Genomic DNA, 21,674 nt, shown 5'->3' with positions numbered 1-21,674 from the left:
CAGCTGTGGACGACCGAGCCTTGGCCGGCGCGTCGCGGCGAATGGACTTCGGTCCTCCCGGCATCTGCGCTATCCCTCAGCTGGAAATAAGCAACAAGTGGGCAATCCAATATCCCGTTGACAGATATCCTACAAGTGGGTAATCAACTCACCGGTAGCTGTTTTTCGGAACGCCCAGAGGCAACCGGAGACGAAAATGAGCCTGAAATCGATCAAGCCCCTGAAGCGCGCGCCGCTTTTGCATGTGTCCGTGCAGGAGAGCCTGCGTGCCTATATCGACGACAACGGCCTTGCCGCCGGCGCACCTCTGCCGCCGGAAGGCGAGCTTGCCACCCAGCTCGGCGTCAGCCGCAACTCGGTGCGCGAGGGCATCAAGGCGCTGGAGTCGCTCGGTGTGCTCGAGTCGAGGCGCGGCATCGGCGTCTTCGTCAAGGCGTTCTCCTTCGAGCCGCTGCTCGAGAACCTGGCTTATGGGCTGGGTGATGCGCTGAAGCAGATCGAGGAGGTCATCACCATCCGGCGCACGCTGGAGGTCGGCCTCATCGACAGGACGCTGGAGCTGATCGGCAAGGACGACATCGCCGAACTGCGCGAGACGCTCGACAAGATGAAGGCGCTGGCCGAACGCGGCGAGAGCTTTCCCGACGAGGACCGCCACTTCCACTATCTGCTGTTCCGCTGCCAGGACAATGAGGTGCTGTCGCGGCTGATCGAGGTGTTCTGGCTCGCCTTCTACAAGGCCTCCGACTTCGTCAATCTCGACAATGCCGACCCGGTCCAGACCTGGCGCGACCATGCGGCCATCGTCGACGCGGTCGAGGCCGGCGATCTCGCCGCCGCCAGGGACCGGCTCGCCAACCATTATGCCGGCATCACCAAAGTGATCGCCGACAACAAGACACATCAGTCAAACGGGAGGAGTACATGAACTACAGGACAATGATTTCGGCGCTTGCTCTGTCGGCGGCGCTGTTCGCAGGTGCTGCCACGATGGCCGCGCCGGCCAATGCCGCAGGCGCCACCATTTCGGGCGGCTTCGATGTCGGCCCCGGCGGCTTCCAGGGCAATTTCAACCCGCTGGCCGCCACCGGCGGTTTCACCTGGCTGGTCACCTATTTCGAGCCGCTGGTGATCTATGACGACAAGCTCGCCAAAATCATCGGCGCGCTGGCCGACAGCTACGAGGTCAGCCCCGACCAGAAGGCCTACACCTTCAAGCTCACTGATACCAAGTGGCACGACGGCAAGCCGTTTACCGCAAAGGACGTGAAGTTCACCATCGAGCTCGCCAAGAACGACAAGGCAGGCTCGGTCTTTGCCGCCCGCCTCGGCGCCATTGAAACCGTCGAGACCCCCGACGACCGCACCGTGATCGTCAAGCTGAGCTCCGCCACGCCGAGCATGCTCGACACGCTGACCAAGCTGATGATGCTGCCCGAGCATGCGCTCGCCGCCATCCCTGTGGAACAGATCGCCAAGAATGCCTGGTGGTCGACGCAGCCTGTCGGCACCGGACCGTTCAAGTTCACCAAATATGTCGCCGACCAGTATGTCGAGCTCGCCGCCAACCCCGATTTTCACGGCGGCAAGCCGGCGGCGGAAAAACTGATCAACCGCTATTTCGCCAATCCGGCAGCGGCCATCGCAGCGCTCCGCGCCGGCGAGATCCAGTTCACCTATGTCGATTCCAACGACGTCTCGACCTTCACCGGCGACAACGCCTTCACCGTCATCGAGGGCGATTCCTATGTCGTCAACTATGTCGGCTTCAACCAGGAAGTGCCTTTGTGGAAGGACCTCAAGGTCCGCCAGGCCTTCATGCATGCCATCAACCGCGACGCCATCATCCAGAGCCTCTATGGCGGCGCCGCAAAACCGGCCAACTGCGTCTATGTCGCCGACCGCCTGGTGCCCCAGGGCATCGACCAATACGCCTATGATCCCGAGAAGGCCAAGCAGCTGCTCGCCGAGGCCGGCTGGGACAAGATCAACGGCGACAAGCCGATCACCATCCTGACCTATTACACCTCGCCGCTCGCCACCAACGTGCTCGCCGCCATGCAGGCGATGCTGGCCCAGGTCGGCATCAACATCGTGCCGCGCGCCGTCGACACGCCGACCTACAATTCGGTCGTCTACCAGCAGTCGGGCAATGCCGGCGACTTCCCGCTGATCTATGCCGGCCTGCAGAACGGCCCCGACGCCTCCAACATCAACATCGGCCTCAACGAAAAGCAGATCCCGCCGGCCGGCGCCAATCTGATGCGCATCCGCATGCCCGAGGTGACCAACGCGCTCGATGCAGCCCTTGCCGAGACGGATGCCGCCAAGCGCGACGCCCGCTACCAGGACGTCTGCAAGGCGACCAACGCCAACCTGCCCTGGGGCACGATGTGGGTCGCCAACCGCTACGGCGTGGCGTCGAGCAAGCTGAAGGACTTCGTCTGGACGCCGGCGCCTGCCGGTGGTCCTTACCAGGCCCACCCGGAAAAGTGGTCGATCGCCGACTAGGCCAACTCCTCCCTCGGGGGGCGGCCATCCCAGTGGCCGTCCTCCCATTTTTTCCGGACGCTTTTTGCTCCCGGAAGCTTGTTCCCCCCGGACGCCAGCTTCTTGCTGGAGCCCGTTTCTTGCTGGATGCCCGTTTCTTGCTGGATACTTGCCGCCGCTGGCCTGGCTATCCCTAGACAGAGAGCCCCAATGCTCCGCTATTGCCTCAATCGCCTGTTGATCGGGCTCGGCATGCTGCTCGCACTGACAGTGCTGATCTTCGTCTTGCTGCAGCTGACGCCGGGCGATCCGATCGACGCCTATATCGACCCCAACGTCGCCATGTCGAAGGAGGCGATGGACGCGCTTCGTGCGCAGCTCGGCCTCGACCGGCCGCTGCCGGTGCAATATCTCGCCTGGCTGTCGCAGGCCGTGCAGGGCAATCTCGGCCACTCGCTGCAGCGTTTCAACGAGACGGTGTCAGGCCTGATCGTCTCGCGCATCGGCCCGACGCTGCTTCTGATGGGCGCCGGCTTGGCGATCGCCATCGTTGTCGGCATCGCCTCGGGCATCGTCAGTGCCGTGCGCCGCAACTCCTTGCCCGACTATTCCTTTTCGGTGCTGGCGCTGCTCGGCATTTCGAGCCCCGCCTTCCTGACCGCCTTCCTTGGCCTGTACCTGTTTTCGGTCAGGCTGAAATGGGCGCCCTCCGGCGGCATGCTGACGCCGGCCAGCGATTTCTCGATCGCCGACCTGTTGCACCACCTGATCCTGCCGGCCTGCGTTCTGTCCATCGGCCATGCCGCGCTGATCATGCGCTACATGCGCGCCTCGATGCTCGAAGTGCTGAACCAGGACTATGTCAGGACGGCCCGCGCCAAGGGCGTCAAGGAGTTCTGGGTGGTGACCAAGCATGCCTTGCGCAACGCGCTGCTGCCCGTCGTCACGCTGATCGGCTCGACGATCGGCCTTGCCGTCGGCGGCGCCATCTTCATCGAAAGCGTGTTCAACTGGCCGGGCATGGGCCTGCTTCTGATTAGCGCCGTCGAAACCCGCGACTATCCCGTCATCATGGGCGCCACCTTGGTCATCGGCGCCTGCGTCATCGTGGTCAACATCCTGACCGACCTTGCCTATGCGGTCATCGACCCGCGCATCCAGGTGGCCTGACATGAGCGTTCTGACCCTGTCCTCGACCGGCCCGATGGCCCGTGCCTATAACCGCTTCACCCAGAACCGGGCGGCCCTGTTCGGCGCGGCGCTGCTTCTGCCGATGCTCGTTGCCGTGCTCACCTATCCGCTGTGGCTGCCCTACAAGCCCAACGACATCGACCTTCTGGCGATGAACGGCGCCCCGTCGTGGAAACACTGGTTCGGCAGCGACGGCGTCGGCCGCGACGTGCTGGCGCGCACGCTGGAGGGCGGCCGCATCTCGCTTCTGGTGGCGGTCTCCTCGGTCGTGCTGTCGACTGCCATCGGCTTCCTCGTCGGCGCGATCTCTGCCTTTGGCGGCCGCTGGGCCGACGCGCTGGCCATGCGCTCGGTCGACCTCGCCATGACGCTGCCGCCTGTCATCTTTCTGCTCGTGCTCGCCTCCATCGTCGGCTCGGGCATCTGGTCGACCGTCGTGGTCATCGCCCTTCTGTCCTGGCCGGTGCTGGCGCGCATGATCCGCGCCCGGCTGCTCGAACTGCGTGAGCGCGAATTTGTCATGGCCTCGCGCGGCATGGGGGCGGGCCTCGGCCATCTCCTGTTCCGCCACGGCCTGCCCAACTCGATCGACATCCTCGTCGTCTACGCCACGCTGCAGGTCGCCAACGCCATCCTGCTCGAAGCCGGCCTGTCTTTCCTCGGCCTCGGCGTGCCGCCGCCGGCCGCCAGCTGGGGCAACATGCTGAACGCCGCGCGCTCGACGGCGGTGCTCGAACAATTCCCCTGGCAATGGCTGTTCCCCGGCGCAGCACTGGTCCTTGTCGTGCTTGCCATCAACTTCATCGGCGACGGGCTGCGAGACGCCTTCGACCCCCGCGCCGACCTCAACTAACCCTCTGGAAGAGAAACAAAAAATGTCCAAATTCTTCGGTGTCGTTCCTCCCGTCGTCACCCCGCTTTACGACGATTTCACAGTCGACTACGCGTCCTACACACGTGTCCTCGAATACCTCATCGACAATGGCTGCCACGGTCTGTTCCCGTTGGGGTCGACAAGCGAGGTGGTGTTTTATGACGATGCCGAGCGCCGCAAGATCCTCGAACACACCGTCAAGGTCGCCAATGGCCGGGTGCCGGTCATTGCCGGCGTCATCGACCCGACCACCGATCGCGTCATCCGCCACGCCCGGACTGCCAAAGACGTCGGCGCCGACGCCGTTGTCGTCACCGCCCCTTTCTACACCATCACCAGCCAGGCTGAGACGCTCGACCACTTCCGCATCATCCGCGACGCCGTCGACATTCCTCTGATTGCCTATGACATTCCGGTCTGCGTCCACACCAAGCTCGCCCGCCAGACGGTGGTGACGCTGGCGAGAGAAGGCACCATCATCGGCCTCAAGGATTCTTCCGGCGACGACGGCAATTTCCGCTACGCACTCAGCGACCTTGCCGACACCAAGGACGTGTTCCTGATGACCGGCTCCGAGATCGTCGTCGACAATGCCTTGCAGATGGGCGCGCATGGCGTCGTGCCCGGCCTCGCCAATGTCGATCCGGCAGGTTATGTCCGCCTGTGGAACCACGCCCAGAAGGGCGACTGGGAAGCCGCGCGCAAGGAGCAGGAGCGGCTCTGCCGCCTGTTCGAGATCGTCTGGGTCGCTGCCGGCCGCGTCAGCGGTGGCGCCACCGGCGTCGGCGGCTTCAAGACCGCCATGCGCAGCCTCGGCGTGATTTCGACCAATGTCATGGCCCGCCCGCGCGCCGCCCTCAACGACGCGGAGACCGCCCGGATCGACGAGATCCTGCGCTCGGTCGGCCTGCTCAACTGAGGTTTCAGATGCGCACCGAACCCATCCTCGAGATCAAGGGCCTGAGAACCGTCTTCCGGGTGCGCGGCCGCGAGATCGCCGCCGTCAACGGCATCGATCTTGTCGTGCATGCCGGCGAGACGGTGGCGCTCGTCGGGGAATCGGGTTCGGGCAAGTCGGTCACCAGCCTGTCGGTGATGCGGCTTTTGGCCCGCGGCATCGGCGCGATCGATGCCGGCGAGATGCTGTTCCGCGGCAAGGACGGCAATGTCCGCGACCTCGTCAGCCTCGACGAGGAAGCAATGCGGCGCATCCGTGGCAACGACATCGGCATGGTTTTCCAGGAGCCGATGACCAGCCTCAACCCGGTCTACAGCATCGGCGACCAGATCTCGGAATCGCTGCGGGTGCATCGCGGCACCGGCCGCAGCGCAGCCCTGGAGGCGGCGGTCGCCCTGCTCGACAAGGTCGGCATTCCCGATGCCCGCCGCCGTGCCGGCCAGTATCCGCATGAGCTGTCGGGCGGCATGCGCCAGCGCGCCACCATCGCCATGGCGCTGGCCTGCGACCCGACACTTCTGATCGCCGACGAACCGACGACGGCGCTCGACGTCACCATTCAGGCGCAGATCCTCGAGCTGCTGCAGGGCCTGCAGCGCGAGCGCGGCATGGGCGTTCTGTTCGTCACCCACAATCTCGGCGTCGTCGCCGAGATCGCCGACCGCGTGGCTGTGATGTATGCCGGCCGCATCGTCGAGTTCGGCCCGGTGACCGAGGTGTTCCGCAACCCGCGCCACCCCTATACGCTTGGCCTGTTGAACTCGATGCCGCGGCTGGGGGCCGCCAGCGCCATGAAGCGCGCCGGCGAGAAGCTGAACGCCATTCCCGGCATGGTGCCGAGCCTCGCCGACATGCCCGCCGGCTGTGCCTTTGCGCCGCGCTGCAGCTTTGCCGTGGCGGCGTGCCGCGACAAAATTCCGGAACTCGAAAGCGTCGCTGCCGGCCATGGCAGCCGCTGCATCCGCTGGCAGGAGATCGCCCGATGACGTCTCAGCCGCTTCTTTCGGTCCGTGGCCTCGCCAAACATTACCAGACGCGCAGCACGACCCTTAAGATCCTCGAAAACATCTCCTTCGACGTCGCCAAGGGCGAGGTTGTCGGCCTCGTCGGCGAGTCCGGCAGCGGCAAGACCACCATCGGCCGCTCGGTGCTCCGGCTGATCGAGCCGACGGCGGGCGAGGTCAGTTTTGACGGCACCGACATCACAAAACTGTCCAGCGCCGAGATGCGGCGCCGGCGGCCGCGCATGCAATACATCTTCCAGGACCCTTACGCCTCCTTGTCACCGCGCATGACCATCGGCGAGATTCTGACCGAGGGGCTGAAAATCCAGGGCATCGGCACCAGGGCGGAGCGGCTGGAGCGGGCGAAGAAAGCGCTCGAACAGGTCGAGCTGCCGGCAGATGCCATCAATCGTTATGCCCATGAATTCTCCGGCGGCCAGCGCCAGCGCATCGGCATCGCCCGGGCGCTGACGCTGGCGCCCGAATTCATCGTCGCCGACGAGCCGGTCTCGGCGCTCGACGTGTCGATCCAGGCGCAGGTGGTCAATCTGTTGCGCGACCTGCAGCAGCGGCTCGGCCTGACGATGCTGTTCATCTCGCACGACCTCGCCGTGGTCGAATATATCTGCGACCGCGTCATCGTGCTTTATCTCGGCCGCATCATGGAGATCGCCACGACGGAGGATCTCTACGCCAGGCCCGAGCACCCCTACACCAGGGCGCTGATGTCGGCGATCCCGTCGCCGGACCCGGAAGCGAAGAAGACGCGCGAGATTCTCAAGGGCGACATTCCGAGCCCGGCCAATCCGCCCAGCGGCTGTGTCTTCCGCACCCGCTGCCCCAGCGCACTCGACGCTTGTGCAACAGCAGCACCCGAGCTGCGCGAGGTCAGGCCGGGGCATTTCAAGGCCTGCATCCGCGATGATCTCTAGCGCAGGACATCGGGCGGCGCTTTTCCCTAGGAGTTGCGCAAAGACAAATGCGCAATTCCAGGAAAACTGTGCGGCGGTTTTGCCAAGGAAGTGCGCAAAAACAAAAGGTTAGACAGGTGTCTGAACCCGTTTCCATCAGCTGTCCAGCGGCTGCCTTGAGCCGCCGTGCTGGGCCGGTATCCCGGGTCGCGCCGTCGCGTCGGTCGTTTCAAAATTGGGGTCTCCGATGAAATTGTGCTTCCTGGGTGTCGGCCATTGGCATGCGACGATGCATGGCGACGCGGCGCTCGCCGCGGGCGCCGAGATTGCATGCGCCTGGGACCCCGCGCCGGAAGCGGCGGCCGGTTTCGCCGAGACATTCGGCTGCCCTGTCGCGCCGAGCCCGCAGGCTGCGCTGGAAGGTGCCGATCTGGCCGTCGTCATGGGCCGGCCGTTCGAAATCGTCGAACGCGGTCTTGAGGTCATCGAGGCCGGTGTACCGCTTCTGCTCGAAAAACCCCTGGGCATTTCGGCTGAAGCCGCCGACGCCCTGATCGCGGCGGCACAGCGCAAGGGTGTGTTTGCCGCGATGGCCTTGCCGCACGGCATGGCGATGCTGGCGGCACTCGGCGATCTCGACGCCGCCGGGCGGCGCGGGCCGATCTCGCATTCGCATTTCCGCCTGATCAACGGGCCGCCGCAACGTTATGTCGACGACGGCGTCGCCTGGGTGCTGGATGCGAAAATCGGCGGCGGCGGCGCGCTCAGGAATCTCGGCATCCACGGCATCAATGCCTTCCTGATGCTGGCGGCCGGGCAGGAGGTCGAGATAACAAGCGCCTCCTTCGGGCGCCCGCTTCACGGCACCGAGGTCGAAGACTATGCGGCCATCGTCTTGCGCGCCGCCGACGGCATGCTCGGGCTGGTCGAAGCCGGCTACACCTACGCCTCGATGAAACGCGGCCTGTTCGAATGGCGGGTGTCCACGGGGAATGCCACGCTGAGCGACCTGGGCGACCGGCTGGCGCTGGCGACCCTCGATGACGAGGGACAGACGGAGCTGCCGGCGACGCCGATCGCCCGCCGGTATCACGACGTCATGGCTGATGCGCTGCAGCGGCTGGCCGACGGCCGGCCGCCAGCGGTGTCGCTTCTCGACGCCAGGCGCGCCATGGCCATCATCGACCGCTGCTACGCGCTGCAAGGAGCGTGACCATGGCTGCCATATCTAGGGGAGGCAAAAATATGCTCGGGATCGGCATCATCGGCGCCGGCCATTTCGGCGCGGCGCATGCGCGTGCCTTGCGTGACGTCGAGGGCGCGCGCCTCGTTGCCTCCTGCCGCAACGATGCCGACGGGCTCGCCGCCTTCACCCAAGAATTCGGCGGCAAGGGCCATCTCGACTATCGCGCGCTTTTGGCCGATCCTGACGTCGACGCCGTGGTGGTGGCGCTGCCGCACCATCTGCACACCGAGGTCGCCATCGCCTGCGCTCAGGCCGGCAAACACATCATGGTCGAAAAGCCGATGGCGCCGACGGTCGCCGAGTGCCGGCGCATCATGGAAGCGGCCAATGTCGCCGGCGTCGTGCTGATGCCCGGCCACACCATGCGCTTCACCTTGCCCTATCTCGCCGCACGGCAGGTCATCGACGAGCGCGGCCTGGGGGCGATGCGTTATGGCTCGAGCCGCATGGTCAAGCTCTGGATGGAAGGCAACCGCCGCGACTGGCACCTCGACCCGGCGACCGGCGGCGGCATGCTGTTCACCGCCGGCATTCACGCGCTCGACCGGCTGCTGGCCTTTGCCGGCCGCCCCGCCACCCATGTCAGCGCCATTGCGGCAACCGCCTTCCACCAGCAGAAGGCCGACGATGTGGCCCTTCTGCTGCTCCGCTTCGGCGACGACGCCGTCGGCCAGGTCGCCAGCATCGGTTACGCCGACGGCGCCTTCATCTCGGGCGACGAACTGGCCTTCGATCGCGGCGTGCTCACTGTCGATTTCTTCAACGGCGTGACCCTCGGCCGCGACCTCACATGGCAGCCGGTCGAAAACTCGATCGAGAGGGATGTCGCCGGCCGCGGCCTCGTCCGCCAGTGGCAGGCCTTTATCAAGGCCATAAGCGACGGCACCACGCCGCCCGTGACAGCCGAAGACGGCCTCCACGTCGTCGCCTGCATCGAGGCCGCCTTCAAGGCCTCGCGCGAACGCCGGGAGGTGGCGGTGGAGTAGGGGGCGTCGAAGCGGTCGGCGCTCCCCTCATGTTCGCGCTGCCATCCGGTCGTCGTGCCACTGGGGCGGCTACGCATAGCGATCGTGGCGGCGCACCCAGTCCATTCCCTCGGCTTCGTTGCGCCCCTTCGGCGTGAGATCGAGCATGTTGTAGGTGCCCATCATCACCTCGACGCCGCGGCCGTAGGTGGAGTAGGTGCGAAAGATCTCGCCCGAACCGTCCTTGTAGAAGGCGCTGACGCCGGGCCATTCCGCGCCGGTTTCCCGCCATTCGCCGAAATTGTAGTCTATGTGTCCGCTGGCGACCTCCTCGGCCGTGAAGCTGACGCGGAAGTCGAAGTTGAAGTCGTTGCCTAGGGATGACACCCATTTGAACTGCCAGCCCATGCGTTTGCGGTAGCGCTCGATCTCGGCAAGCGGCGCGCGCGAGACGGCGATCATGGTGACGTCGTGATGCGCCAGATGCCTGTTCATGCCATCGGTGTGATCGGCCATGTAGGAGCAGCTCGGGCAACCTTCCTTCCATCCCGGCGCGAACATGAAATGCTGCACCAGAAGCTGCGACCGGCCGTCGAAGAGATCGGCCAGCCTGCGCGGACCCTCCGGCGTGTCGAACACATAGTCCTTGTCGATGCGCACCCAGGGCAAAGAGAGCCGCTCGCGGGCGACCTTGTCGCGAAGACGCGTGAGCTCCTTCTCCGCTTTCAACAGGTCTCGGCGGGCAGTCAGCCAGTCATCGTGCGAAACAACAGCGTGTTGCACAGAGTGTTGCATTGTCAGTCTCCTTCGGTTTGGGTGACGGGTGTAGTGGTGTGCTGCGAACGGGCGGAAAGGAACTTCAGCCACGGCGACAGGTGAAACAGGCTCATCAGCACATACATGAGGGCCATGTCGTTGATCGGCGCGAAGGCCGAGGCTGCCGAGCACATCGTCATGCCGGGCGAGCCGACAGCGGAAATCCAGGCCATCAGCGCGCAGGTCGGCGCGACGGCGAGACCAAGCCAACCGGCAGCGTCGATCGTTGCCCTCGGCGACGAAGCGGCCTTTTCTGGTGCTGCGCGCATCGTCATGACAGGTCCTCTCATCCAATTCGCCGGTTCAGCGGTTGCGATACGAACAGGCTAGCGCGGGCACGGGGCAGGTGAGAGTTACAAAGGTGACGGGATTTTTATGGACCAGCTGATCACTGCCGCCGCACAGGCGCTCTCGGCTGGCGACCCTCTCGCTGCGCTGAAACGGGTCGCCTTGCGCGATGACCCGCCGGCGCTGGCGTTGCGTGGCATCGCCATGGCGCAACTCGGCGACCTCGCGCGCGCCAGGGAGCTTCTGCGCAGCGCGGCGCGTGGCTTCGGCCCGAAAGAGCCTTTGGCCCGTGCGCGTTGTGCCTTGGCCGAAGCCGAAATCGCGCTTGTGTCGCGTGATCTCGGCCGATCCCTGCAAACGCTCGATGCGGCACGGACGGTGCTCGAAGCATCAGGTGACCGCAGGAACGCAGCCCATGCCGGCTATCTCCAGGCCCGGCACCTTCTGCTGATCGGCCGCCTGGATGACGCCGAAAGGGTGCTCGCTGCGTTCGACGCCGCTGCCCTGCCGCCGGCGTCGCGGGTCGGGCGCGAACTGGTGGTGGCGGGCATAGCCATCCGGCGCATCGAGACCGGGCCGGCGAGAAACGCTCTGGACCGGGCAAGGCGGGCGGCGGAGGACGCGCGCATTCCGGCGCTCGCGGCCGAGGTCGACCAGGCGGTGCGGGCATTCGCAGCACCCGCGGCGCGCCTGGTCAGCCGCGGCGTCGGGCGGCTCCTCGATCTCGAAGAGGTCGAAAATTTATTGGCCTCCGATATGCTTGTCGTCGACGCCTGCCGCAACGTGGTGCGCAGAGGAACAAAGCTGGTTCCGCTCGCCAGCCGTCCCGTCTTGCTCGCTCTCATGCGTCCGCTCGCCGAGGCATGGCCGGACGATGTTGCGCGCGAAACGCTGCTCAGACGCGCGTTCGGGGCACGGCATGCCGACGAGACGCACCGTGCGCGGCTGCGCGTCGAAATCGCCCGGCTGCGCGAGGCGATCAGGCCGCTGGCGGCGCTGAGCGCGACGCGGGACGGTTTCGTCCTGCGGCCCAGGGCCGATGTCGCCGTGCTGGCGCCGCCCGTCGAAAGCGATCACGGCCAAGTGCTCGCTCTGCTCGGCGACGGCGAGGCCTGGTCGAGTTCGGCATTGGCGCTGGCCTTGAGCGTGAGCCCGCGCACGGTGCAGCGGGCGCTCGAAGAGCTTGCCCATGACGGCAAGGTCGAGGCCTTCGGACGCGGGCGGGCCTGCCGTTGGATCGCCTCAAGCGTGCCCGGATTCCCGACAAGCTTGTTGCTCCCCGCCACCGGCATTTCCGGCTAGTATGAGGACATGAAACATTCGACCGCCGAAATCATCCGGGAATATGGTCCCTTTGCCGATGTGGACGACGTCGCCGGGGTCAGCTTCGACGGCAATCAGGTCTGGTTCGCAAGCGGCGACAAGCTGAATGCCCTCGATCCCGAAAGCGGCGAGATCCTGCGATCGCTTGACGTCGCAGCCCATGCCGGAACCGCATTCGACGGCGAGCACCTGTACCAGATCGGCGATGCCGTGATCCGCAAGATCGATCCCAGGACCGGCGCGGTGATCGCCACGATCCCGGCGCCCGGGGAGGGCGGCGACTCGGGCCTGGCCTGGGCGGAGGGCTCGCTCTGGGTCGGGCAGCATCGTGGCCGCAGGATCCATCAGCTCGACCCCGTAACCGGAAACGTGCTGCGCACGATCGAATCCGATCGCTTCGTCACCGGCGTCACCTGGGTCGACGGCGAGCTATGGCATGGCTCCTGGCAAGACAGCGGCAGCGATCTCCGCCGCATCGACCCCGAAACGGGCGACGTGCTCGAGCAACTCGACATGCCTGCCGGCGTCGGCGTTTCCGGGCTTGAATCCGATGGCGGCGACCGCTTTTTCTGCGGCGGCGGCAACAGCGGAAAAGTAAGAGCCGTTCGCCGGCCAAGGTAGGGTCCCAATCACTACCGTTGACGACCCTGATTACATCGCCGGACTGCAGGCGAAAACTAAATTGCCCGACCACATCGCGCAGCCGTTGTAGTTAGGCGCACGATGTGGTCGGAAGATATTTCGTGATAAATTTGGCCGCTTGACTAGGTCGGCTGACAAAGCGCGTTTATCTTTTTGTTAGTAAGGCTTAGGCGCGACGCAATTGTCCCCTCAGTTGCTTGACTGCCGAGGAAATGGGCAGTCAATCTGGGCGCATGGCTTATGATTTCTCGAGTTTGTCTCATAACGAGTTTGAGGACTTGGCCCGCGACCTCGTAGGTCGCGAGATCGGCAAGCGTTTCGAGGCCTTTGCCGAGGGACCGGACGACGCGATGGACGGGCGACACGCCCTCGCCGACGGCGATATTGTGCTGCAGGCAAAGCACTATCACCGATCGGGTTTCTCGTCGCTGAAATCCAAGATGAAGAGCGAGCGCACGGCCATCGATGGCATGGCGCCCTCGCGCTATATCCTCGTCACGTCGGCTTCGCTCACGCCAAAAAACAAAACGGCATTGGCGGAGATCGTCGGGCCTGCGCTGCAAGGTCCCGGCGACATATTCGGGCCTGGCGATCTCAATGCGTTGCTGCGCAAATATCCGGAGGTCGAGGAGGCTCATCAGAAGCTCTGGGCGCAAAGCACCCCCGTTCTGAAATTGGTGATCAAGGAAGCGTTCGAAGAGGCGCTAGGAAAGCCGGCACCGGTACCTCCTGTCCTCGCCAATCTGCTGCCGCCGGCGCAAGGGACCGCGCCTGATGCGGGTGCCGCGCCGGCGGTGCGCGACACGATCTTTCTGCTCAAGGCCACGCCAATCGACGACGAATTTGCGCTGTGGCTAGGCCCCAAGCTCGAAGCCGAAGGCTATCGCGTTTTCGCCGACATTCTGACGCTGCAGCCGGGCGACAAATTGCGACGGCAGATGAACCAGGCCCTGCAGCACCGTGCGGCGAAAGTCCTCCTCGTCTGGCGCGATGCGACCCTCGCCGACCAGAACGTGCAGGACGAACTCGACATTGCGTTGGACGTAGCGAAGGAAACCGACGATCCGCGCTTCATCATTCCGCTGCGTCTCGAACAGGGGAAGAAGGTCAAAGGTCTCGGTGATGCGGTGCCGGTCGATTTCGTCCGTGGTTGGGGAGAAGGCGTCACCAGCCTGCTCGATACCCTTCAAAGGCAGAAGGTGCCGCGATCCGGCGGTCCGGCCGTGATCGATCCGAATTGGGAAATCTTCCGCCGGCGTGGCGCGGTCCCGCTCGTCGACGAAGCTGAACGCCTGACATCGAACTGGCTGCGCGCCGCGGAGGCCCCTGACGTCATTCGCTACTACGAGAGCAGTGGAGCGATCGACAGCCGGTTGCTTAGTCGGGCAATCGAGCAGTTCAAGTATCCATGCGCCCTGCAGGGCGCGGGCTTTATCACCTTTGCGGACCAGGCCGAGGTCAACGTCGCGTTCGCATCGGCTGGCCGTTTTCAGATAAGGCACAATATCCCGCTGCTGGATTTCGTCGACAGCGGATTTCCGAAACTTGGCATCGAGCGACAGGTCGCATCGAACCTGGTTATTGCGATGATCAAACAGGCGTGGTTCTCGTTCTGCAGGGAGAAAGGATTCGTCGAATATCACTATTCCAACGCTGTTGGCTTCCACGCATCGGCCACGCAGGTGCGGACCGGCCAACGCATTCCGTGGGGCAGGCAAGGGGTCCAGCGGTCCTCGATGCTGCGCAACGTGGCCAAGGGACATATCTGGCAGTTCGGCGTCACCGCGATGCCCTATTTCTGGCCGTTCTGGCATCTGAAACTAAAGGCGCGGGTGTTGTTCAGCCTGGACAACAACACGCCGGCGGGACTCGAGATCGACGATCCCAAGAAGCTACATCGCCTGCGACGCAGCGTCTGCAAGGGATGGCGCAACAAGCAATGGCACGGCCGCATGCTTGCCTTCCTTGAACTCCTGTCCGGTGACAGCGCGAACATCCGCTTGGCGCTCGCGCAGGATGCCGAGCTGGTGATCGAGGCGGCGCCGATGCTGTTTACGTCGCCGGTGAGCACTGTACTTCCTGATGTTCTCGATGCCGAGGAAGAAGAAGCCGACGTCAGCACGTTGGGTCGCCCGGATAACGATGATGAGACCGACGAATGAAGTTTTCCGAGAAATCGCTCCAGGTTGAACATTTCAACGAGCCGCCACTGGAATTCGCCTACGCACAGCGCAGTCCTCACCCGAAGGATGGTCTGTTCCTTTATGGACCTCACGCTAGAGCGAAGAAAACGCGCGAAATCCGTGTTGGGGTGGTCGGCACCAGCGACGGCATCGGGCATTTTCGCACTTGGGCGCGCAAGCTGAAGTCTGTCGTTCCGGTTCCACCGCCCGGAAAGGGTGAGAAGGCAGAGCGCCTGCATCTGGCGAACTTCCCGGGTCTCGAGGAAGCCTTCGGGATATCGTTCGATCCAGATGAATGCAGCGCGCTGTCGATCCAGCTGAAGGACATTGAGCGCGCCACGCGCATCTTCAATCTCAATGAGGCAGTCGATAAGGTCGCCCGCCTCTACATCGATCGTGTCGAGCAGCATCGCCGCAACGACGAGCGATCAATCGACGTCTGGGTGCTCGTCCTGCCGGACATCGTCTATGAGCGCTGCCGGCCGCAATCTAAGCGCACCGGCCTTGCGATGGAGCTGGGCGACTTTAAGAAGCGGCAAAGAGCGAAAGAAAATCTGCCGCTCCTGTCCGCCGTGGGCGCCATCGATCAGACCGACGAAGCGATCTTCGAGGATGTTCCCGACTTCCATCGCAGGATCAAGGCCGAGTTCCTGAGGATCGCACCGACGCAGCTGGTGCGTGAGACGACGCTTGCGCCCGGTGCCTTCCTCAACAAGGCGAACTATCCCGTCCGCAAGACGCAGGATGCGGCAACGGTCGCATGGAATCTCGCCACCGGGCTCTACTATAAGACGCAGCCGAAACCGCCATGGCGGTTGGCGGACGTGCGGCCCGGCGTTTGCTACATCGGCATGGTCTACAAGAGCCTGCCGAACGATCCTGACGGGCACGCCTGCTGCGCAGCTCAGATGTTCCTCAACGAGGGTGACGGCGTCGTTTTCCGCGGCGCCAATGGTCCTTGGAAGACCGGCGACTACGAGTATCATCTCAAAGCACCAGCGGCGAAGGACTTGCTCGAACTCGTTCTGAAAACCTACAGCGAAGAGCACGGCGGTCCCCCGAAGGAGCTGTTCATTCACGGACAGACCTATTTTAACGATGAAGAGTGGAATGCTTTCGTCGCGGCTGCGCCGAAGGAGACAAACGTCGTCGGCGTGAGGATCCGACCAACGGGGGGCGAGACCAAGCTCTTTCGGGATGGCGACTATCCGGTGCTGCGCGGCACAGCGCTCTTGCTCGACGATCAGACGGCGTATCTGTGGACGACAGGCTACGTCCCGCAGCTCGACACCTACATTGGGCCCGAGACGCCCAATCCGCTGCACATCACGGTGATGCGGTCCAAGAAATCCAAACCGAAAATCAGCACCGTGCTGGAAGACATCATGGGTCTCACCAAGATCAACTACAACTCGTGCAACTTCAACGACGGGATGCCGGTCACGGTTCGCTTTGCGAAGATGGTTGGTGATGTCCTGACAATGGGGTCTGCCAAAGGCGAGCAACGCCAACCGTTCAAGTTTTACGTCTGAGAACATAATTCGAAGCTTCAAAACCCGAAGCGCTCCGGGCGTTCAGCGGACGAGGATATACTAACGCAGCACGCGAGGCCTGGTCTACCGACGCTCCTGCGCCGTTTTCGCTGCGTTGTTGCCCGCAGCCCAGGTTCGATAAATCAGACCATCGTCCGCGAGGAAGAACTCACCACCCAGCACCTCCGCCCCATCTTCGACGAGGCGCTTCTTCATGGCGTCTTCGCCGGCAATGGCAACGTCTGCGTTGGCGTATGGTGCGGTGTCGGGCTGAGGGCTGGGCTTGAAGACTTCCCAATTGAAAGCCCCCCTAGGGTAAGCGCTCTGGATCTGATCGCGTCGCGCCTGGGGGCTCTTCGAGAAGCCGACCTTGATGATGTGCTTGTCTTCGAGTTCGTCAATTCGGCGCCCGAGATAAGCAGCGATGTCGCCCGCAAGGCGGAGGATGTACAGGTGCTTTGGACCGTCCGTCTCGCCCACCCAATAAGGCTGTGAGGCCGGCCTCACAGCGCGGCTTGGGCTGAGCGCAGATTCCAGCGTCTGGATTGTGGGGTCGACCGGGTTGGTCTGCCCATAGACAGGAACTTCGTAGACGTCCAGCTCATAGAGCTTTGCCGCCTCGTCTGTCGAGAGCGGTACTCCGCTGGCGCCGATAAACTCAGGGTGGGAGCTGCCGTAGGCTTGCGGAAACAAGTCCTCGACCTGACGCCAATCCTCCGGAATGATCCTCCACGCTCTCGTTGCCTTCACTGCAAAAAGCCACTTCCCACGGGAGTCGGGGTCGCGCTCCTTCTCTGCCCAACGATCCCCGGAAATGAAATCGCGCGCGTGGCCTATCTCGTGGGATATCTCGAGCACCCCGACGACCTTGCCGCGCATGTTTTCCGGGCCTTTTCCCTTGGTCACGTAGATCGCGACCAGCGTCCCCGGCTTCGAGTTGCTCAGGTAGCGCGTCCGTCGGGTCTCGTCGGCGAAGCCGATGCATCCCCAGCTGGCTGGATCGAAGCCCCAGAACGACGTCAACCAGACCTGCCGTCCGTCGGGCAGCGTGTCTGCAGTTGGGGCAAGTTCGGGAACCGACGCCCAATCGAATGCGAACACTTCCTGCTGAGCGGCCTCGATGTCGATGGCTCCGAGCACGCCTCGAATGTATGTCATCGCGTCATCAGCCGGATGCCGCTCCCCCTTCTTCACCAGGATCGTGGTGAGAGGCGGCAGACCGCGATCCGCCAGTTCGTGCAGAATGACTTCGAGATTTCGTCCCAGGCCACGACCTGTTGGATGGTTCCAGCCTACTGCCTCGCCGACCTGCTGATAGGTCGTCCGACGTTTCTGCAGAGCCTTAGCAGCCAGAAATCGAGCGATGGAGAATTGAAGTGCATCCATGCGCTATCCAACTTCCGGAGGCGTGAGGAGCGTGTTCAATTCATCCTCGCCAGTGGGTGCTGATGTACCGATCGATTTCCTCGTTCTTCAGTTGCTTCGTCAGATTGCTCGTCCGAACGTAGAATTCCTGTGTGTCTCCGTCTTTCAGGTAGGCAGGCTTCGGGGCCCGCTCCCTGACGTCGACGATGGCCACCATCTTCTCTTCGTGCGTCGCAAAGCGAACTTCATACAGCGGGGCAAACTCGCTGCCGATCTGTTCGTTGATCAGATTGACCAGGGTCTGCTGGAACCATTCCTTGGTCCTCTTCTCCGGAGACATGGTTGAGAAATCTGGCTCGAGGCCGACGATCTCTTTCTCGTCGGAGACCCCTATCACTAGCGAGCCTTTGCCCGAATTGAGGAAGGCCACGATCGTCTTCAACGCGGCCTTTCGGACCAGCTTGGACTTCGTCGCCTCCTTCAGATCGAACTGCAACGTGCTCTTGTACTCCAGCTCCTGGCCTTCGTCGGCCTTGATGATCTGCTCGATTGTCGGCGGCGGCGGCGGTGGCACGTAAAACGCATCGGGCCATCCCCCGTGCCGATCGATGACCGCATCTATCTCATCCATCAGACGACGGGTTTCAGTCAGGGCGGTGACAACGCGGCGGTAGTGCAGGATGTCGTCCTCGGTCAGGACGCGCCCAAGGCTGGGGTTCTTGCCGCCCTTTCCGGCCCGGTCCTTCAGCCACTTCTCGCAGACCTGATAGCCGCCGACATGGAACTCCCATGTAGCCTTGGGAACGTCTTCAAACCAGCGGCTGGCGTTTATCATTACCTTCCCGTTTTTGTATTCCGGATAACCCTTCTGCACTCTAGCCTCTCCGCTTCCTGCAAAGCGAATTTCTGGGGACTGAACGAGAGGTGTTTGCGCCGGATCTAGTGTATGCAGGGCGATCAATTTTCTCCCTAGAGCGACTGCTTCGCGTAACACGTCGAGTGTTGCCGGGAGGAGAACAATTGGGAAGCCTCGAGATAGGGCCGCACTGAGGCGCGCCCGGTACACAGGCGCATGAAATAGGAAGTACAACCAGGACAGGACATCGTCTGGACCCACCGTTTCGCGTAAGTCACCACTTCCAAGAGCTACAAATTTGAGACCAACTATTTCCTTCCATTTGGCAATGAACTCGGTGCTGAGATTGTTCTGCCTCTCCGCGTCTCCGGCCAGTATTTTGCCGTAGCTGTAAAGAGGGAACAAAGTTGTCCCTCGGTCATGCGTGCCCGTCTTCATCTCGATAAGGTCTTCCGAGATTGACACGCTGAACCGCTCGGGGGATGTCCAAGTGCTGGACGCGACGAGTCCGATGTTTGCACCCTCGATCATATGCTTCATCGTCGGCATGGACCGACTTTTTACAGCATCTTTATGGTAGAATATCTTTCTTACGTCGAACGGTCTGTAAAGAATGTCAAAAATTGGCGAAATACTATCACCTGTAATTTTTACACCGAAATCACCAAGCCTGACGCTATTGACCAATTCATTTTCATTATAGAATATGACGTTAGCGTCATTGTTTGTCTTAATTCCAGCTCCAAACTGCACAAATACATCATCTAAACGCGTATCAAAAAATACGCCGTCATCGTCAGCACCGGAGAAGGACAATGTTTCATCGTCGGGTATAATCTTATCCCATAGAAGGCTGTTGAAATTTTCGTTCAGTAGGATTTCGTATTTCGATTCCCGGCTGCCCAGTAATTCCGTGTTATGGATGGCCGACGGCCGCCTCGCCGACCAGCGCGAATAGCGGTGGATCGCGACCATCTGTGCAATATCAAAAACGTTCTCATCCTCCGCGGCGCCACTAAACTTCTCGTTCGTTCCGCCGTGAAGATTAAGCTCGAATATCGAATCGAAATTCGCAAACAGGTTCTCTCGAACACCTCGAAGGGAAGTCGAAGAAAGTATTACGCCGTTCGTTATATATGAGACTACGCCTGCATCTGATCTCTCCAGGATTGACTGTGCAAGTGAAAGAAATTTTACGTAATCGTCTTGTATGTTGCGCTCAAACTGAAGAGGGTTCCTGTCGCGTATCCGCTCCCCCCGGAAATGCCGATACCGATCCACCAGAGAGCGTGCCGTCTCTCCCAGATTGGCAGAGTAATTTGCGTAAGGTGGATTTCCGACCACAACAGTAAAGGGCGATAGCTTCTTGGCTGTGTTTGAGGCCCGCGCCTCATGCGCCAACGCCTCTGAGATAAAGCCAAGTTCAGAACCCAAATCTCGTGCAGGTTCCAGTGCGTTAGTGAGGAAGATCCGAGCACGCTGTTCAGAGCCAAAATTGTACCCCGTTTCCGACAGCTTCAGCCCAACCTTCATGTGCGCGATGGTGTAAGGTGCCATCATCAGCTCAAATGCAGTCAGCCGTGGCAGCAAATGTGCGGGGACATAGTCGTTCCAGGCGACCTTGATTTCGTCTGCCGACTTGCCCTGCTCTTTCCAGTGCTCTTCCATCCGTTTGTGGATCAGCTCGATGACCTCGACTAGAAAAGTGCCGGTGCCGGTAGCCGGATCGAGGATCTGGACGAAAGGCGCGTCAGGCTTGACATGCTCGGGAATTAAGATGCGGTTGTTCCGCGCTGCGACTTCGGCCCAAGTGCTGGTATCGGCCAGCCCGAGGCGCAGTCCGAACTCGGTGCGAAGGATTTCGTCGACACCGCGGACAATGAAGTTCACCACCGGCCGAGGGGTGTAGAACACGCCGCGCTGCATTCGTTTCTGTGGGTCGTATTCCTTCAGGAAGAGCTCGTAGAAGTGGATGACAGGGTCTTCCTTGGGATTGCGGTCCCCGAAGTCACGCAGGACAGCTTCCATGTTGGCGGCATTCAGCATGTCGACGACATCGCGCACGCCCAACTCGTCGAAATCCATCCCATGCCGCTTGTCGCGACCGCCAAGCTTGAGGAAGCTCTCGAAGAGCTCCTTCAAAAATGGGTTTGTCTTAGGAACCATATCGGCCAGATTGTCTGCTACGAGCAGAGCGCCGGGCCGAGAGATACGTGCAGCTAACATGCCGTAGGCAATCGTCTGGGCGAACATGTCGGCGAAGCCGTCGTTGTCCAGGTCCTGGATCAGACTCTTGCGGAAAGCCTGGAGCATCGTGCGCATCGGTCCCGCATCAGTTTCCGCGCCCAGAAGCTCATTAACCCGGGCACGTATCTCCGAAGCGAGCGCTGCAAGGCGTACTGCCAGCTCCTTCGCAGTCCGGATCGTCTCGTTGAGACGAAGTTCGAAGGCGCCGGACCAGTCCTTTCGCCACATATCCGAATCCTGCTGATCCTCCGGCCAGCGAAGCTTAGACGTCAGAGTCTGGCCGACGTGATCGTTGTGCAGACCGGTGTCCTTCGCATTCCAACCGAGCACCTTCATCACCGGGAGATCGTTGGATGCAACGCCATCGGAAAAATGAACGAACGCAAGCTCCCGATCACCTGAGCGGCCAAAATTTGCAGCAAAGATCAGATCGCTTTTTTCCCACGCCTGCCGATCCGAGGGCTGTGTACCGGCGCGTTTCTTGACCACTAGGCTACGCAGAATACGACGCAGGACGGTGACCGAGAGCGCCTTGTCTTCGAAGGACACGAAGAAGATGCCCCATGGCTGGTTCCTCGCAAGAGGTCGCAGCTGGTGGATCTCCCTGATCTTCGCCGTTTCCTCAGGCTTCAGCCCCAGTTCGCGGGCCTCGTATTCGAACACGACTTCATCGAACCCGTAGTCCTCCCCAATTGGCCAATCCAGATGATCGCGCAAAACATCGATCAGCTTTGGGAAGCTGTTGATCCTGGCCAGTTCCCCCGCAGGAATTCCCATACTTCC

General features: G+C 62.2%; 17 protein-coding genes. 13 read left to right on the top strand and 4 right to left on the bottom strand.

What is annotated here, in order from left to right:
- Nucleotides 1–196: 196 nt before the first annotated feature.
- The 9 genes from H5P29_RS22645 (at nt 197) to H5P29_RS22605 (ending at nt 9,660) form a co-directional block, all read left to right on the top strand.
- Nucleotides 197–928, top strand: coding sequence for a FadR/GntR family transcriptional regulator (locus tag H5P29_RS22645; RefSeq protein ID WP_154387292.1), 732 nt, complete (start codon nt 197–199; stop codon nt 926–928).
- Nucleotides 925–2,511: an ABC transporter substrate-binding protein gene (locus H5P29_RS22640; RefSeq protein ID WP_154387293.1), complete on the top strand. Its 1,587-nt coding sequence runs from the start codon at nt 925–927 to the stop codon at nt 2,509–2,511. Before H5P29_RS22645 ends, H5P29_RS22640 begins: the two co-directional genes overlap by 4 nt.
- A 189-nt stretch (nt 2,512–2,700) precedes the next feature.
- Nucleotides 2,701–3,660 (top strand): ABC transporter permease, encoded by a 960-nt coding sequence (locus H5P29_RS22635; protein WP_067963766.1) that lies wholly within the window; start codon nt 2,701–2,703, stop codon nt 3,658–3,660.
- Complete coding sequence (locus tag H5P29_RS22630; protein ID WP_185910173.1) at nt 3,626–4,534, top strand: ABC transporter permease; 909 nt, start codon at nt 3,626–3,628, stop codon at nt 4,532–4,534. The genes H5P29_RS22635 and H5P29_RS22630 overlap by 35 nt, the downstream gene beginning before the upstream one ends.
- Nucleotides 4,535–4,556: 22 nt before the next feature.
- The gene (locus tag H5P29_RS22625; RefSeq protein WP_154387295.1) at nt 4,557–5,474 is read left to right on the top strand and encodes a dihydrodipicolinate synthase family protein; all 918 of its coding nucleotides are present in this window, start codon (nt 4,557–4,559) and stop codon (nt 5,472–5,474) included.
- A gap of 8 nt (nt 5,475–5,482) precedes the next feature.
- On the top strand, nt 5,483–6,499 hold the full coding sequence (locus tag H5P29_RS22620; protein ID WP_154387296.1) for an ABC transporter ATP-binding protein: 1,017 nt from the start codon (nt 5,483–5,485) through the stop codon (nt 6,497–6,499).
- Nucleotides 6,496–7,449 (top strand): ABC transporter ATP-binding protein, encoded by a 954-nt coding sequence (locus H5P29_RS22615; protein ID WP_154387297.1) that lies wholly within the window; start codon nt 6,496–6,498, stop codon nt 7,447–7,449. Before H5P29_RS22620 ends, H5P29_RS22615 begins: the two co-directional genes overlap by 4 nt.
- 226 nt (nt 7,450–7,675) lie before the next feature.
- Complete coding sequence (locus H5P29_RS22610; protein WP_154387298.1) at nt 7,676–8,641, top strand: Gfo/Idh/MocA family protein; 966 nt, start codon at nt 7,676–7,678, stop codon at nt 8,639–8,641.
- Nucleotides 8,642–8,673: 32 nt separating this feature from the next.
- Complete coding sequence (locus H5P29_RS22605; protein ID WP_154387299.1) at nt 8,674–9,660, top strand: Gfo/Idh/MocA family protein; 987 nt, start codon at nt 8,674–8,676, stop codon at nt 9,658–9,660.
- A gap of 69 nt (nt 9,661–9,729) precedes the next feature.
- Here H5P29_RS22605 and H5P29_RS22600 read toward each other — a convergent pair whose 3' ends face one another.
- Together H5P29_RS22600 and H5P29_RS22595 are read right to left on the bottom strand one after the other, a co-directional pair.
- Nucleotides 9,730–10,422 (bottom strand): thioredoxin family protein, encoded by a 693-nt coding sequence (locus tag H5P29_RS22600; protein ID WP_185910419.1) that lies wholly within the window; start codon nt 10,420–10,422, stop codon nt 9,730–9,732.
- 14 nt (nt 10,423–10,436) lie between these two features.
- Entirely contained in the window at nt 10,437–10,730 is a 294-nt protein-coding gene (locus H5P29_RS22595; RefSeq protein ID WP_154387301.1) for a hypothetical protein, read from the bottom strand.
- 100 nt (nt 10,731–10,830) lie between these two features.
- On the opposite strand from H5P29_RS22595, the gene H5P29_RS22590 reads away from it, so the two are divergent.
- The 4 genes from H5P29_RS22590 (at nt 10,831) to H5P29_RS22575 (ending at nt 16,423) form a co-directional block, all read left to right on the top strand.
- Nucleotides 10,831–12,045: a helix-turn-helix domain-containing protein gene (locus H5P29_RS22590; RefSeq protein ID WP_154387302.1), complete on the top strand. Its 1,215-nt coding sequence runs from the start codon at nt 10,831–10,833 to the stop codon at nt 12,043–12,045.
- 9 nt (nt 12,046–12,054) lie between these two features.
- Entirely contained in the window at nt 12,055–12,687 is a 633-nt protein-coding gene (locus H5P29_RS22585; RefSeq protein WP_154387303.1) for a PQQ-binding-like beta-propeller repeat protein, read from the top strand.
- Nucleotides 12,688–12,941: 254 nt separating this feature from the next.
- Entirely contained in the window at nt 12,942–14,870 is a 1,929-nt protein-coding gene (locus tag H5P29_RS22580; RefSeq protein WP_154387304.1) for a toll/interleukin-1 receptor domain-containing protein, read from the top strand.
- Nucleotides 14,867–16,423 (top strand): hypothetical protein, encoded by a 1,557-nt coding sequence (locus tag H5P29_RS22575; RefSeq protein WP_154387305.1) that lies wholly within the window; start codon nt 14,867–14,869, stop codon nt 16,421–16,423. Before H5P29_RS22580 ends, H5P29_RS22575 begins: the two co-directional genes overlap by 4 nt.
- A gap of 84 nt (nt 16,424–16,507) precedes the next feature.
- Here the strand turns inward: H5P29_RS22575 and H5P29_RS22570 are convergent, their stop codons facing one another.
- Together H5P29_RS22570 and H5P29_RS22565 are read right to left on the bottom strand one after the other, a co-directional pair.
- Complete coding sequence (locus H5P29_RS22570) at nt 16,508–17,809, bottom strand: hypothetical protein (RefSeq protein ID WP_154387306.1); 1,302 nt, start codon at nt 17,807–17,809, stop codon at nt 16,508–16,510.
- A 40-nt stretch (nt 17,810–17,849) separates the two neighbouring features.
- Entirely contained in the window at nt 17,850–21,668 is a 3,819-nt protein-coding gene (locus H5P29_RS22565) for a type ISP restriction/modification enzyme (RefSeq protein WP_154387307.1), read from the bottom strand.
- Nucleotides 21,669–21,674: the final 6 nt, after the last annotated feature.

The sequence above is a fragment of the Aminobacter sp. MDW-2 genome, assembly GCF_014250155.1.
Taxonomy (GTDB): Bacteria; Pseudomonadota; Alphaproteobacteria; order Rhizobiales; family Rhizobiaceae; genus Aminobacter; species Aminobacter ciceronei.
Note: the sequence above shows the minus strand (reverse complement) of the source record. Positions and strands in the feature narration are given on the sequence as shown.

What these genes read in the sequence shown, in the direction of transcription:
- H5P29_RS22580 (WP_154387304.1), top strand. Translation starts at nt 12,942, where the DNA reads ATGGCTTATGATTTCTCGAGTTTGTCTCATAACGAGTTTGAGGACTTG.
- H5P29_RS22640 (WP_154387293.1), top strand. Translation starts at nt 925, where the DNA reads ATGAACTACAGGACAATGATTTCGGCGCTTGCTCTGTCGGCGGCGCTG.
- H5P29_RS22595 (WP_154387301.1), bottom strand. Translation starts at nt 10,730, where the DNA reads ATGACGATGCGCGCAGCACCAGAAAAGGCCGCTTCGTCGCCGAGGGCA.
- H5P29_RS22620 (WP_154387296.1), top strand. Translation starts at nt 5,483, where the DNA reads ATGCGCACCGAACCCATCCTCGAGATCAAGGGCCTGAGAACCGTCTTC.
- H5P29_RS22615 (WP_154387297.1), top strand. Translation starts at nt 6,496, where the DNA reads ATGACGTCTCAGCCGCTTCTTTCGGTCCGTGGCCTCGCCAAACATTAC.
- H5P29_RS22625 (WP_154387295.1), top strand. Translation starts at nt 4,557, where the DNA reads ATGTCCAAATTCTTCGGTGTCGTTCCTCCCGTCGTCACCCCGCTTTAC.
- H5P29_RS22630 (WP_185910173.1), top strand. Translation starts at nt 3,626, where the DNA reads ATGCGGTCATCGACCCGCGCATCCAGGTGGCCTGACATGAGCGTTCTG.
- H5P29_RS22585 (WP_154387303.1), top strand. Translation starts at nt 12,055, where the DNA reads ATGAAACATTCGACCGCCGAAATCATCCGGGAATATGGTCCCTTTGCC.
- H5P29_RS22590 (WP_154387302.1), top strand. Translation starts at nt 10,831, where the DNA reads ATGGACCAGCTGATCACTGCCGCCGCACAGGCGCTCTCGGCTGGCGAC.
- H5P29_RS22645 (WP_154387292.1), top strand. Translation starts at nt 197, where the DNA reads ATGAGCCTGAAATCGATCAAGCCCCTGAAGCGCGCGCCGCTTTTGCAT.
- H5P29_RS22610 (WP_154387298.1), top strand. Translation starts at nt 7,676, where the DNA reads ATGAAATTGTGCTTCCTGGGTGTCGGCCATTGGCATGCGACGATGCAT.
- H5P29_RS22635 (WP_067963766.1), top strand. Translation starts at nt 2,701, where the DNA reads ATGCTCCGCTATTGCCTCAATCGCCTGTTGATCGGGCTCGGCATGCTG.
- H5P29_RS22570 (WP_154387306.1), bottom strand. Translation starts at nt 17,809, where the DNA reads ATGGATGCACTTCAATTCTCCATCGCTCGATTTCTGGCTGCTAAGGCT.
- H5P29_RS22565 (WP_154387307.1), bottom strand. Translation starts at nt 21,668, where the DNA reads ATGGGAATTCCTGCGGGGGAACTGGCCAGGATCAACAGCTTCCCAAAG.
- H5P29_RS22605 (WP_154387299.1), top strand. Translation starts at nt 8,674, where the DNA reads ATGCTCGGGATCGGCATCATCGGCGCCGGCCATTTCGGCGCGGCGCAT.
- H5P29_RS22575 (WP_154387305.1), top strand. Translation starts at nt 14,867, where the DNA reads ATGAAGTTTTCCGAGAAATCGCTCCAGGTTGAACATTTCAACGAGCCG.